This window comes from Pseudomonas sp. E45-MNA-CIBAN-0222, assembly GCF_040310405.1.
Taxonomy (GTDB): Bacteria; Pseudomonadota; Gammaproteobacteria; order Pseudomonadales; family Pseudomonadaceae; genus Stutzerimonas; species Stutzerimonas stutzeri_AC.
The window spans coordinates 48,327-61,055 of the sequence record NZ_JBEOPU010000003.1; the positions used below are offsets into that span (position 1 = coordinate 48,327).

The following is a 12,729-nucleotide window of genomic DNA, read 5'->3' on the forward strand; positions in this document are numbered from 1 at the left end:
GTTTACATGACGCGCTGGCCGGGTTTGGCGCCGCTATCGGGGCTCAGCAGGTAGATCTCGCTGCCGCCAGGGCCCGCCGCCAGGACCATGCCTTCCGACATGCCGAACTTCATCTTGCGTGGCGCCAGGTTAGCGACGTAGAGCGTCAGGCGACCTTCCAGCTTGCTCGGGTCCGGGTAGGCGCTCTTGATGCCGGAGAACACGTTGCGCTTGGCATCGCCGATGTCCAGGGTCAGACGTAGCAGCTTGTCGGCGCCTTCGACGAACTCGGCCTTCTCGATCAGCGCAATGCGCAGATCGACCGCGGCGAAGGCGTCGAAGTTGATTTCCGCGGCGATTGGCTGTTTGGCCAGTTCGCCATTGCCTGCCGGGGCAGCTGCGGCTTCGCTGGAGGCGAGGTCTTCTTTGGATGCTTCGATCATGGCTTCGATCTTTGCTGGCTCGATGCGGGTCATCAGCGGGGTGAAGGCGTTGAGCTGGTGGCTGACCAGCAACGTTGCGTGATCGTCCCAGCGCAGCGGTTCAACATTGAGGAACTGTTCGGCAGCTGCGGCGAGGTTCGGCAGTACCGGCTTGAGGAAGATAACCAGCTGGCGGAACAGGTTGACGCCGAACGCGCAGATCTCCTGCACCTCGGCCTGCTTGCCTTCAACCTTGTTCAGTGCCCAGGGCGCCTTGTCGGCGATCCAGGCGTTGGCAAGGTCGGCCAGGTGCATGATCTCGCGCATGGCGCGCGCGAAGTCGCGGGCTTCATAAGCCTCGGCGATGCTCGGCGCAGCGGCTTGAAAGGCGGCCCACTGCTCCGGTTCGGGGTTGGCGTCGACCATCAAGCCGCCATTGCCTTTGTGGATGAAGCCAGCGCAGCGGCTGGCGATGTTGACCACCTTGCCGACCAGATCGGAATTGACCTTCTGCACGAAATCTTCGAGGTTCAGATCAAGGTCGTCCACACCGCGGCCCAGCTTGGACGCGTAGTAGTAGCGCAGGTATTCTGGATTCAGGTGATCCAGGTAGGTGCGCGCCTTGATAAAGGTGCCGCGTGACTTGGACATCTTCTGTCCGTTTACCGTCAGGTAGCCGTGCACGTTGACGGCAGTCGGCTTGCGGAAGCCGGCACCTTCGAGCATGGCCGGCCAGAACAGGGTGTGGAAGTTGATGATGTCCTTGCCGATGAAGTGGTACAGCTCGGTAGTGGAATCCTTGCTCCAGAAGGTGTCGAAGTCGAGTTCCGGGCGGCGCTTGCACAGGTTCTCGAAGCTGGCCATGTAGCCGATCGGCGCATCCAGCCAGACGTAGAAGTACTTGCCTGGCTCGCCCGGGATCTCGAAGCCGAAATAAGGCGCGTCACGGGAGATGTCCCACTCCTGCAGTCCACCGTCGAGCCATTCGGCGATCTTGTTGGCTACCGACTCCTGCAGTGCGCCGCCGCGGGTCCATTGCTTGAGCATGGCCTCGAAGTCCGGCAACTTGAAGAAGAAGTGCTTGGAGTCCTTGAGTACCGGCGTCGCGCCGGAGATTGCCGAGCGCGGGTCTTTCAGCTCGGTCGGCTCGTAGGTGGCACCGCATTTTTCGCAGTTATCGCCGTACTGGTCTTCGGCGGCGCACTTCGGGCAGGTGCCCTTGATGAAGCGGTCGGCGAGGAACATGCCTTTCTCAGGGTCAAAATATTGGGTGACCGAGCGGGTGGCGATGTGGCCGGCGTCGCGCAGGCGGGTGTAGATCAGCTCGGCCAGCGCGCGATTTTCTTCCGAGTGGGTGGAGTAGAAGTTGTCGAACTCCACCAGGAAATCAGCGAAATCACCGCTGTGTTCGGCCTGCACGTTGGCGATCAGCTGTTCAGGCGTGATGCCTTCCTTTTCCGCGCGCAGCATGATCGCCGAGCCGTGAGCGTCGTCGGCGCAGACGTAAATGCACTGGTTGCCACGCAGCTTCTGGAAGCGCACCCACATGTCGGTCTGGATGTACTCGAGCATGTGGCCAAGGTGGATCGAACCGTTGGCATAGGGCAGGGCGCTGGTAACGAGAATCTGACGAGCTTCGGACATGGGAAATCTGCAGTCGGAATTGCGGAGGAAAGTCTGCAACTATAAAGGTCCGGCGCGTATTTTTCATCCGCGCTGCCCATCCCGTGGCTCCGTTACGCATCGCTCGGTCGCAGATGGGCTCGGAACTAGCGGGCAGGGTAAGATGCCTGTCTGTTTTGCTCGGTCTTTCCAGGAGTAACCATGTCCGTCACCCGCGAAGCTGTGGAAACCGTACTGCGTCAGTACACCGATCCCCATCTGAACCAGGATCCGGTGAGCGCCGGCTGTGTGCGTTCGATCGAGGTGCAGGGTGATCGGGTCAGTGTGCAGCTGGAACTCGGCTATGCCGCCGCGCTGTTTCGCAGTGGCTGGGCGCAAATGCTGGCAATGGCAATCGAGAATCTGGAGGGCGTCAGCCGTGCCGATGTTCAGGTCGATTGCGTCGTGCGTCCACACAAGGCGCAGGATCAGGTGCCGGCTCTGGCCAATGTGAAGAACATCATCGCCGTGGCATCCGGCAAGGGTGGCGTCGGCAAATCCACGACGGCTGCGAACCTTGCCTTGGCACTGGCGCGCGAAGGTGCGCGGGTGGGCGTGCTGGACGCCGATATATACGGCCCGAGCCAGGGCATCATGTTCGGCATAGCCGAGGGGACTCGCCCGGAAATTCGCGACGGCAAGGCGTTCATCCCGCTTGAGGCCCATGGTGTGCAGGTCATGTCCATGGCGTTCCTCTCCGATGACAAGACCCCGATGGTTTGGCGTGGGCCGATGGTATCCGGCGCGCTGCTGCAGCTGATTACCCAGACCGCGTGGAACGATCTCGATTATCTGGTTGTAGATATGCCGCCGGGAACCGGCGATATCCAGCTGACCCTGGCGCAGAAGGTCCCGGTAACGGGCGCGGTGATCGTTACCACGCCGCAGGATCTGGCGTTGCTCGATGCGAAGAAGGGCGTGGAGATGTTCCGCAAGGTGAACATTCCGGTGCTCGGTGTGGTGGAGAACATGGCCGTCCATATCTGCTCGAATTGCGGCCATGCCGAGCATCTGTTCGGCGAGGGTGGTGGTGAGAAGCTGGCGGCGCAATACAACGTCGATCTGCTGGCGTCGCTACCTTTGTCAATGGCGATCCGCAGCCAGGCGGACGCGGGCAAGCCGACTGCGATTGCCGATCCGGAAAGCCAGATCGCAATGATCTACCAAGAGGTGGCGCGTACGGTCGGCGCACGAATTGCCCAGAGCGGGCAGATCATTGCGCAGTCGATGCCGAAGATCGTGATTTCCGACGACTGAGCGATGTGTGGCGGCGGCGCCAAACGCCGCCACCTGAATCAGGCGGCAAATCGCAGGCACAAAAAAGCCCCGCCGAAGCGGGGCTTTTTCAGAGAAGACTCAGGTTAGATAACCTGAACTTCCTCAGCTTGCATGCCCTTCTGGCCGCGGGTAGCGACGAAGGAAACTTGCTGGCCTTCTTTCAGGCTCTTGAAACCGTCGCCTTGGATGGCGCGGAAGTGTACGAAGAGGTCGTCACCGGATTGCGGAGTGATGAAGCCGAAGCCTTTCTCATCGTTGAACCACTTAACGGTACCGGTTTGGCGATTGGACATTTGATGTCTCCTTGAACCAAGTTTTTGAAAATAAAGTGCGGACTGAAAGGGTCCGAACATCACTGTGTGCAAGGAGATAGGAGTCGTATCGATATTTGGATCGAAATCTAAACATGTAGCGATTCACGGTGACACATGCAGCAGCAGCCCAGTAACAATACCTTTTTTCTGGAGCAAAGCGAGCTTTATTTTGGATTTCTTTGCCAAGCGGCAGCTTCAGCCTGTGACAGGCTCTGCGCTGCACCTACCAGCCATGCTTTAACACGTGCGCGAGGCTCGGTAAGATGCGCGTCTCGCACGCCCATTTCATTCAATCAGGACGCCAGCCATGAGCATCAAATCGGACAAGTGGATTCGCCGCATGGCCCAGGAGCACGGCATGATCGAGCCTTTCGTCGAGCGCCAGGTGCGCAACGAGGGCAGCGATCGACTGATTTCCTACGGCGTCTCGAGCTACGGCTACGATGTGCGCTGTGCTGACGAATTCAAGGTATTCACCAATATCAATTCGGCGACGGTCGATCCGAAGAACTTCGATGAGAAGAGCTTCGTAGATATCAAGAGCGACGTTTGCATCATTCCGCCGAACTCCTTTGCGCTGGCGCGTACCGTGGAGTACTTCCGCATTCCACGCAATGTGCTGACCATCTGTTTGGGCAAGAGCACCTATGCGCGTTGCGGCATCATCGTCAACGTCACGCCGCTGGAGCCTGAATGGGAAGGGCATGTGACGCTGGAGTTCTCGAACACTACGACGCTACCGGCAAAGATCTACGCGAACGAGGGGGTGGCGCAGATGCTGTTCCTTGAGTCCGACGAGGAGTGCGAGGTTTCCTACCGCGACCGCGGCGGCAAGTACCAGGGCCAGCGCGGTGTGACGCTGCCCAAGGCTTGAGGATCATCAGCGCCTGATACGAAAAAGCCCTGGCCAATGGCCGGGGCTTTTTTATGAGCTGCTGCCTGCTCGTTGGAGCAGGCTACGGCGCTTGCCCGGCGAACCGGGAGAGCGCCTCCCGTCTTTACCAGCCCGGCACACCTCTCATATCGGGCAGCTTGTGCGCGATGCCTTTGTGGCAATCGATGCAGGTCGCCTCGCCATTGGCCAGGGCGGTGGAGTGGAACTCCGATGCTCGCTTGCCTTGTCGGGTGAAGTCCATGTAGCCGAAGTCATGGCAGTTGCGACATTCGAGGGAATCGTTGGCCTTAAGACGCGCCCACTCGTGTTCTGCCAGCTCGCGACGCTTATCGAGAAACTTCTCGCGGGTGTTGATGGTGCCGAAAATCGTACCCCAGACCTCCTTGGAGGCCTGCATCTTGCGCGCGATCTTATCCGTCCACTTATGCGGCACGTGGCAATCCGGGCATGTTGCCCGTACACCCGAGCGGTTGCTGTAGTGAATGGTGTCCTTGATCTCCATGTACACGTTGTCTTCCATCTCGTGACAGGAGATGCAGAAGGCTTCGGTATTGGTCACTTCCAGAGCAGTGTTGAAGCCACCCCAGAAAATGATGCCCGCGATAAACCCGCCAAGGGTCAGCGCACCCAGACTGTAGTGAACACTAGGCCGCCGTAGCACGGCCCAGTAGCGTTTGAAAAACGACTTGATCGACTTCATTCAGGCCCCCTCAGTTTCCGGAAGTGGATGGTGAGGTTTCCCGATACAGCAGCTCATCGATGTTCTTGAAGCGGTTTTCCACCAGTGGCTTCACATCGTGCTGTGGCACGTGGCACTGCGTACAGAAGTAGCGGCGCGGTGCGACAGCGGCCAGGGTCTGGTGATCGCGGTCGGTGTAGTGGGTGATGCTGATCATGGGCGCCTGCGCGCGTGCGCTGTTCGCCCTGCTGTGGCAGCTCAGGCATTTGTTGGCGTTCTTGTCGACGTGATAGCCACGGATGCTGTGCGGGATGGTCGGCGGTTGCTCCGGATAGTTGCGCTCGCGTCTGATGTCCTTGTTTTCCTCGTCATGCAGCTTCGGCGGGGTGAATTCCTTGGTGATGGTCCCGCCCGGACGGCGACCGTCCGGAGCCGGTGCATCCAGCGGATAGTTGGTTTCGGCGGCGATGGCCAGTCCGAACACCGCGAGCAGGGTCAGCGGCAGTAGGCGAAATTTCATGGCGGTTCTCCTCAGGCGATGCTGACCACTTCGATCTTCACGGCGCATTTCTTGTAATCGGTCTGCTTGGAGATCGGGTCGGTGGCGTCGAGGGTGACTTTGTTGATCAGCTTGTTGGCGTCGAAGAACGGCACGAAGATCAAACCCATCGGGGGCTTGTTGCGTCCCCGTGTTTCCACCCGCGCTTGCATCTCACCACGTCGACTGATGACCTTCACCACGCTGCCACGGCGCGCGTTGAGCTTGCGGGCATCCTCGGGGTGCATGTAAACGAGTGCATCGGGAACCGCCTGATGCAGTTCGTCGACCCGCTGGGTCATGCTGCCGGTGTGCCAATGCTCGAGCACCCGTCCGGTGCTGAGCCAGAAGGGGTAGTCCTTATCCGGTACTTCGGCCGGCACGTCATAGGGCAGGGCGAAGATGATCGCCTTCTTATCGCCATAGCCGTAGAACTGCACCTCGCTGCCGGCCTCGACGTAGGGGTCGTAGCCTTCACGGTAGCGCCACTGGGTTTCCTTGCCGTCGACCACTGGCCAGCGCAAACCGCGGGTCTCGTGGTAGGTCTCGAATGACGCCAGATCGTGGGCATGACCGCGCCCGAACTCGGCGTATTCCTCGAACAGACCTTTCTGCAGGTAGAAACCAAAGGCTTCGGCCTCATGGTTCGCGTAACCCTCAGTGATTTCGTCGCTGGGGAACTTGTCGACCTGGCCATTCTTGAACAGTACGTCGTACAGGGTTTTGCCCTTGAGCTCCGGTGACTTGCTCAGCAACTCGGCCGGCCACACTTCGTCGACGTTGAAGCGCTTGGAGAATTCGACCAGCTGCCAAAGATCGGAGCGCGCTTCGCCTGGTGCGGTGACCAGCTGGTGCCAGAACTGTGTGCGGCGCTCAGCATTGCCGTAGGCGCCTTCCTTCTCCACCCACATCGCGCTAGGCAGGATGAGGTCCGCTGCCTGTGCCGAGACGGTAGGGTAGACATCCGAGACGATGATGAAGGTCTCCGGATTACGCCAGCCAGGCAGGATTTCCTGCATGACGTTGGGACCGGCCTGCATGTTGTTGGTCACCTGGGTCCAGTAGACCTTCAGTACGCCGTCCTTGAGCTTGCGGCTTTGCTCCACTGCGTGGAAGCCGGGCTTCTCCTGGATGGTGCCTTCTGGCAGTTTCCAGATCTTCTCTGCGATGGCGCGGTGCTTCGGGTTGGCGACCGCCATGTCCGCAGGCAGGCGATGGGAGAAAGTACCGACCTCGCGCGCGGTGCCGCACGCCGAAGGCTGGCCGGTGAGCGAGAAGGGGCTGTTGCCCGGCTCGCTGATTTTTCCGGTAAGCAGGTGGATGTTGTAGATCATGTTGTTCGCCCAGACACCGCGGGTGTGCTGGTTGAAGCCCATGGTCCAGAACGACATGACCTTGACCTTCGGGTCGGCATAGAGCTCGGCTAGCGCCTGTAGCCGCTCGGCCGGCACGCCGGATTCCTTTGCAGCGTATTCCAGGGTGTAGGTTTTCAGGAACTCGGCGTAATCCTCAAAGCTGATGTCGGTCCAGGTGTTGGCCACCGCAGCATTCTCGGCTTTGAGTTCAAGCGGGTCGGTCGGACGCAAGCCATAGCCGATGTTCGTAGCGCCTTTGGCGAACTTGGTGTGCTTCTCGATGAAGTCCTTGTTTACCGCGCCGCTCTGGATGATGTGGTTGGCGATGTAGTTGAGGATCACCAGGTCGGTCTGCGGGTTGAAGATCATCGGGATGTCGGCCAGCTCGAAGCTGCGATGCTCGAACGTCGACATGACCGCCACCTTGACGTTCGGCGCGCTGAGGCGGCGATCCGTCACGCGGGTCCAGAGCACTGGGTGCATCTCCGCCATGTTCGAGCCCCAGAGCACGAAAGCGTCTGCCGCTTCGATGTCCTCATAGCAGCCCATGGGCTCGTCCATACCGAACGTACGCATGAAGCCGAACGCCGCCGAGGCCATGCAGTGGCGCGCGTTGGGGTCGATGTTGTTCGAGCGAAAGCCCGCCTTCATCAGCTTGTTCGCGGCGTAGCCTTCCCAGATCGTCCACTGGCCAGAGCCGAACATGCCGATCGCTTCCGGACCACCTTGCTTGAGCGCCGCCTTGTACTTCTCCTCCATGATGTCGAAGGCCTGGTCCCAGGTAACCGGCTGGAACTCGCCCTGCTTGTCGAACTTGCCATCCTTCATGCGCAGCAGCGGCTGCGTCAGGCGATCCGAGCCATACATGATCTTCGACAGGAAGTAGCCCTTGACGCAGTTGATGCCGCGGTTGACCTCCGCCTTCACGTCACCATGGGTGGCGACGACACGATTCTCGCGGGTGGCCACCATGACGCCGCAGCCGGTGCCGCAGAAGCGGCAGGGGGCCTTGTCCCATTTCAGGTTGGTGGCATCGGCTTCGGTAACCAGATTGCTTGCGGTTGAAGCGATCGGCATGCCGGCCACGGTTGCGGCGATGGCCGCAGCGTTGGCTTTGGCAAATTGACGTCGGGTAAGGCTCATCAGGCGTCTCCTTCGAGGAGTTCTTCGTGGTAGATCAACGCGGCATTAAGCACGCCAGGCAAGTGTTGGATGTGATCGATTGCAGAGAGAATCCGAGACTCATGCTCGGCCTCCAGAACCACCACCAACTTGCCGTTGGCATTTTCTTGATGCAGTTCAAGACCGGGCAGCAAGCGCAGATTGGCCTTGATTGCGGTCAGCAGCTCGGGACGGCAATGCACCAGCAGGCTGGCGATATGCAGGGGGTGTTCCATCAGTAATTCCGTTTCCGTTGGCAGCAGGGCGCAAACCCCGAATGGATCGGCAGTAAGCGTGTTACGCCGGCCCAGGCGGCCCGAAGATCATTTGTATGATCCAGACCATGAAGCCGTAACCGCTAACCAGAACCACACTAAGGATGGGAAATAGGAAGACGATCAGGAATACGAAAAGGCGGGTTTCGTCGCGCTTTATCGAGGTGTCGGTGGGGCGGGCGTCATTCGGCGTTACTGTCATTGTTCTACTCCGACTGGCATGTAGGGAGTTTAGTCAGAGACAAGCATACGGCAATGTTCGTTTCGATTGTTTGCAGGCCGCTGGGCATTCTGATGACTGGCGCTACGCTTGGAAGCGTCTAGGACGCGGCTGCGCGCTTGGCGGCTACAGGCATTCCCGGCCATGTCGAGGGCCTGCAGTCCGGATAGTCACTGATAGATCCAAAAGCGATCAGCAGCGTGCCTTGCGGGTGACGTATTTGCCGCGCTTGTTGCCAATAGCCGCAGCCGGGCGCCCGCGCTGATGACCCGATCTTGAGCGTGCGACGCAGATGGCGCTCCAACGGCTCTGCGCTGGAGTAGCATGCGCATCGAGTCATTTTCTACAGGAGAAGCACGTGACTACAGCACGAATCGGATTTCTGCCGGCGGCACTGATAGCCGTGGCAGTGGCGTTTGCCGGCTGGTCGGTGGGGCAGGGCGTGGAGCGTTTCCGCATGGCCGACCGCACGGTGACGGTCAAGGGTCTGGCGGAGATGGATGTGAAGAGCGACTTCGCGGTGTGGACGCTGGGCTTTCGCCGTGGTGGCGATCAGTTCGCCGAGGTGCAGAAGGGGCTCAGCGAGGATCGCCAGCGGGTGCTGGATTTCCTCCGCGAGCAGGGCTTCACCGACGAGGAACTCGAGGTGCGGCCGTTGCAGGTGCAGGACCTGCTGGCCCGCGAATGGGCCTCGCGTGATGTGGCGCTGCGCTTCAATGGCCAGGGCCAGGTGCTGGTCAAGTCCGAACGCGTCGATGCGGTGGGCAAGGCGGCCAATGCCATCGATCCGCTGATCCAGGCCGGTGTGCAGCTGGATACCGAGATGAACGGCTTTGCCGGGCCGCGCTACCAGCTGCGTGGGTTTAATGAGCTGAAGCCGCAGTTGCTGGAGGCAGCCACCAGCAATGCCCGTGAGCAGGCGACCCGTTTTGCCGATGATGCCGGTGCCACGCTGGGGCGTTTGAAGAACGCCAATCAGGGAGTGATTCGGGTGATCGATGACGATGGCAGCGATATGGACAGCGGACGGACCGTGGGGAAACGGCTACGGGTGGTGAGTACGTTTGAGTACACGTTGGATTGATTACGGGCTGGTTGGCCCTGGTGTGTTTGGGGCAGAGGGTTTTGCTTGATGGCGGTTGGCGATTGCCGAGTCGCTTGAAGGCTTGGTTTCGCCCTGCTGGGCGACTCACTTTTTTCAGTCGCGAAAAAAGTAAGCAAAAACGCTTTGCCCCTGCATCCGGCCCCGCGCTTCGCGCGGGGTTCGTTCGCTCCATCGCCGCTTCAGGGGTCGGCTTACAAGGGCCATCCATGGCCCTTTAAGCCTTTCGCCGCATCCCTGCGGCTCAACCCCCTACGCAACGATTCCGCTCACCCTCCTGAAGGGGCGTTTGGTGTCGCCTGATGGTTCGTGCAGAAAGAAAAAGCCAAGCCAAAGCAAGCATCAACGATCTTCCAGGCAACTCGGACTCCGTTCCCGTCAGGAGGCCGAGTGGAGGTGTCGCGCAGGGGGACGCGAGGCATGGAAGCCGAGCGAGGAACGAAGGGGGACGTCCCTTCGTGACGGCCCCCGGAGCGGCACCGGAAGGAGGGAAGTCTGGCCGCGCAGCGGACAGACTCGGATGTCGGGTGCCCTTCTTCTTTGGTTACTTTCTTGGCGAGCAACGAGATACGGAGCGTAGCGGAGTAACAGCCGCAGGCTGGCCCGAAGGGCGAGCGAAGCGAGTCAAGTGACTCGGCCGGAGGGCCGAAACCAGATGTGTCGGCTTACTCAGTAATCGCCTGATGTACAAGCTGCCAGCCCAATAGCGCGAGCAACGATCCCCGTTCTTTCCAGCCGGCCCGAAAAATCAATGCCCCGGCTGCCAAGGCTGCCCCAGCGACACCGGCGCGTACAACCGCGTACGGATCGCATCGCGCGACAGCAGCACCAGTACCAGAATGGTCGCCACATACGGCAGCATCGCCAGCAGGTTGCCGGGGATCGCCAGGCCGAGGCCCTGCGCCACCAGGTGCAGGATGCTGGCCAGGCCAAACAGGTAGGCGCCGAGCAGGACGCGGCTCACTCGCCAGCTGGCGAACACCACTAGGGCCAGGGCGATCCAGCCGCGGCCGGCGGTCATGTTTTCCGCCCACATCGGCGTGTAGGCGAGCGACATGTAGCCGCCGGCAAGCCCTGCCATTCCGCCGCCGAACATCACCGCCAGGGTGCGCACGCGCAGTACCGGCAGGCCCATGGCGCTGGCGGCGTTGGGGTTTTCGCCGACGGCCTGGATGATCAGGCCGATGCGGCTTTTCAGCAGCACCCAGGCCACCAGCGCGAGCAGTGCGAAGGACAGGTACACCAGCAGATCCTGGGCGAACAGCATGCGGCCGATCACGGGGATTTCGCTGAGCAGCGGAATGGCGATCGGCTCGAAGCCGGCCAGTGGCTTGCCGACCCAGCTGGCACCGACGAAGGACGACAGGCCGACGCCGAAGATGGTCAGCGCCAGGCCGGTGGCGACCTGGTTGGCGTTGAAGCCCAGCGCCACCATGGCGAACAGCAGCGACAGCAGCACACCGGCCAAGCAGGCGAACAGCACGCCCAGCCAGAGGTTGCCGCTGGCGAAGGCGACGATGAAGCCGATCACCGCGCCGAACAGCATCATGCCCTCCTGGCCGAGGTTGAGTACGCCGGTCTTCTCGCATACCAGTTCGCCGAGGGCGACCAGCAGCAGCGGCGTGCCGGTGCGGATCATGGCGTAGAAGATATTGGTCAGCAGATCCATGTCCATCGGTCAGGCCTCGAACTTCAAGCGGTAGGCAGTGGGTGAAAAGGGCAGTAGCGCAGCGCGGACGATCATGTGGCCGGCTCCTCTTTGGCGCTGACGAGCTGGGGCTTGCGTGCCCACAGCTTCAGGCGCGGGCGGTAGAGGATCAGCACGTCGCAGGCGAGCAGGAAGAACAGCACCATGCCCTGGAACAGTTGGGTGATGGACTGCGGCAGGTTGGCGGCCATCTGCGCGTTCTCGCCACCGAGGTAGAGCAGCGCCATCAGTAGGCTGGCGAAAACGATACCGATGGGGTTTAGGCGACCGAGGAAGGCCACGGTGATTGCCGCGTAGCCGTAGCCCGGCGACACCTGTGGCACCAGCTGGCCGATCGGCCCGGTGACTTCGGCGACACCGGCCAGCCCGGCCAGGCCGCCGCTGATCAGCAGGGCGATCCACACCAGCTTCTTGTCGCGGAAGCCGACAAAGCCGGCGGCGCGCTTGTCCAGGCCGAGCACCTTGATCTGGAAGCCGAGAAAGCTCTTCTGCAGCAGTACCCAGACCACCACCAGTGCCAGCAGGGCGAAGTAGAAACCGCCATGCACGCGCAGCCCTTCGATCAGCTCGGGCAGCCGGGTGGCGTCGCCGAACATCGCCGACTCGGGGAAGTTGAAGCCTTCCGGGTCTTTCAGCGGGCCGTGCACGGCGAACAGCAGCAGGTTCAGCGCAATGTAGTTGAGCATGATGCTGGTGAGGATTTCGTTGGCGTTGAACGCCGTCTTCAGCCAGGCGCAGAGCCCGGCCCAGGCGGCGCCGCCCAGCGTGCCGAGCAGCAGTGTCAGCACCAGCGCCCAGCGGGAATCCCAGTCGATGATGTTGACTGCCAGCGCGCTGCCGGCCAGTGCGCCGATGAGCAGCTGGCCTTCGGCGCCGATGTTCCAGATGCGTGCGTTGTAGACCACCGCCAGGCCCAGCGCACAAAGCAGGATCGGCAGCGCCTTGACCAGCAGTTCGGAGACGCCGTAGAGATCGCCGAGCGGGTCGACCAGCAGCACCTTGAGGGTCTCCAGCGGCGGATGGCCGAGCAGGGCGAACAGCAGGGCGCCGCTCAACAGCGTCAGCAGCGCCGCCAGCAATGGCGAAAACCAGAGCATGGCCCGTGAGGCCTCGCCGCGGGGTTGCAGGGATAACAGCATGA

Annotated in this window: 12 protein-coding genes; 3 read left to right on the top strand and 9 right to left on the bottom strand. The window is 61.1% G+C overall.

Annotated features, from left to right (window positions below; translation table 11 throughout):
• Window positions 1-2: 2 nt before the first annotated feature.
• Window positions 3-2,045, bottom strand: a complete 2,043-nt coding sequence (gene metG / locus AAEZ08_RS05660; protein ID WP_500123888.1) for a methionine--tRNA ligase — start codon at window positions 2,043-2,045, stop codon at window positions 3-5.
• Between the two features lie 180 nt (window positions 2,046-2,225).
• On the opposite strand from metG, the gene apbC reads away from it, so the two are divergent.
• Entirely contained in the window at window positions 2,226-3,320 is a 1,095-nt protein-coding gene (gene apbC, locus AAEZ08_RS05665; RefSeq protein ID WP_058063977.1) for an iron-sulfur cluster carrier protein ApbC, read from the top strand.
• Between the two features lie 104 nt (window positions 3,321-3,424).
• On the opposite strand, the gene AAEZ08_RS05670 is transcribed toward apbC, so the two are convergent.
• Window positions 3,425-3,634, bottom strand: coding sequence for a cold-shock protein (locus AAEZ08_RS05670; protein WP_003282211.1), 210 nt, complete (start codon window positions 3,632-3,634; stop codon window positions 3,425-3,427).
• Between the two features lie 328 nt (window positions 3,635-3,962).
• Here AAEZ08_RS05670 and dcd point away from each other — a divergent pair, with 328 nt between their 5' ends.
• A complete protein-coding gene (gene dcd, locus AAEZ08_RS05675; RefSeq protein WP_003282213.1) occupies window positions 3,963-4,529 on the top strand; it encodes a dCTP deaminase in 567 nt (188 codons plus the stop codon).
• Between the two features lie 124 nt (window positions 4,530-4,653).
• Here dcd and AAEZ08_RS05680 read toward each other — a convergent pair whose 3' ends face one another.
• From AAEZ08_RS05680 to AAEZ08_RS05700, 5 genes are all read right to left on the bottom strand, one after another.
• Entirely contained in the window at window positions 4,654-5,250 is a 597-nt protein-coding gene (locus tag AAEZ08_RS05680; protein ID WP_003282214.1) for a cytochrome c3 family protein, read from the bottom strand.
• 10 nt (window positions 5,251-5,260) lie between these two features.
• Window positions 5,261-5,749 (bottom strand): nitrate reductase cytochrome c-type subunit, encoded by a 489-nt coding sequence (locus tag AAEZ08_RS05685; protein WP_003282215.1) that lies wholly within the window; start codon window positions 5,747-5,749, stop codon window positions 5,261-5,263.
• An 11-nt stretch (window positions 5,750-5,760) separates the two neighbouring features.
• Window positions 5,761-8,265, bottom strand: a complete 2,505-nt coding sequence (napA, locus tag AAEZ08_RS05690; protein WP_058063978.1) for a nitrate reductase catalytic subunit NapA — start codon at window positions 8,263-8,265, stop codon at window positions 5,761-5,763.
• Window positions 8,265-8,519 carry a chaperone NapD gene (locus tag AAEZ08_RS05695; RefSeq protein WP_058063979.1) on the bottom strand — a complete coding sequence of 85 codons (255 nt, stop codon included), beginning with the start codon at window positions 8,517-8,519 and terminating at the stop codon, window positions 8,265-8,267. The genes napA and AAEZ08_RS05695 overlap by 1 nt, the downstream gene beginning before the upstream one ends.
• Window positions 8,520-8,580: 61 nt before the next feature.
• Window positions 8,581-8,760, bottom strand: coding sequence for a periplasmic nitrate reductase, NapE protein (locus AAEZ08_RS05700; protein WP_003282219.1), 180 nt, complete (start codon window positions 8,758-8,760; stop codon window positions 8,581-8,583).
• Between the two features lie 376 nt (window positions 8,761-9,136).
• On the opposite strand from AAEZ08_RS05700, the gene AAEZ08_RS05705 reads away from it, so the two are divergent.
• Window positions 9,137-9,862 (top strand): SIMPL domain-containing protein, encoded by a 726-nt coding sequence (locus AAEZ08_RS05705; protein ID WP_058063980.1) that lies wholly within the window; start codon window positions 9,137-9,139, stop codon window positions 9,860-9,862.
• A gap of 766 nt (window positions 9,863-10,628) precedes the next feature.
• On the opposite strand, the gene AAEZ08_RS05710 is transcribed toward AAEZ08_RS05705, so the two are convergent.
• Window positions 10,629-11,555: an ABC transporter permease gene (locus tag AAEZ08_RS05710; protein WP_500123889.1), complete on the bottom strand. Its 927-nt coding sequence runs from the start codon at window positions 11,553-11,555 to the stop codon at window positions 10,629-10,631.
• A 65-nt stretch (window positions 11,556-11,620) separates the two neighbouring features.
• Window positions 11,621-12,727, bottom strand: a complete 1,107-nt coding sequence (locus AAEZ08_RS05715) for an ABC transporter permease (protein WP_500123890.1) — start codon at window positions 12,725-12,727, stop codon at window positions 11,621-11,623.
• Window positions 12,728-12,729: the final 2 nt, after the last annotated feature.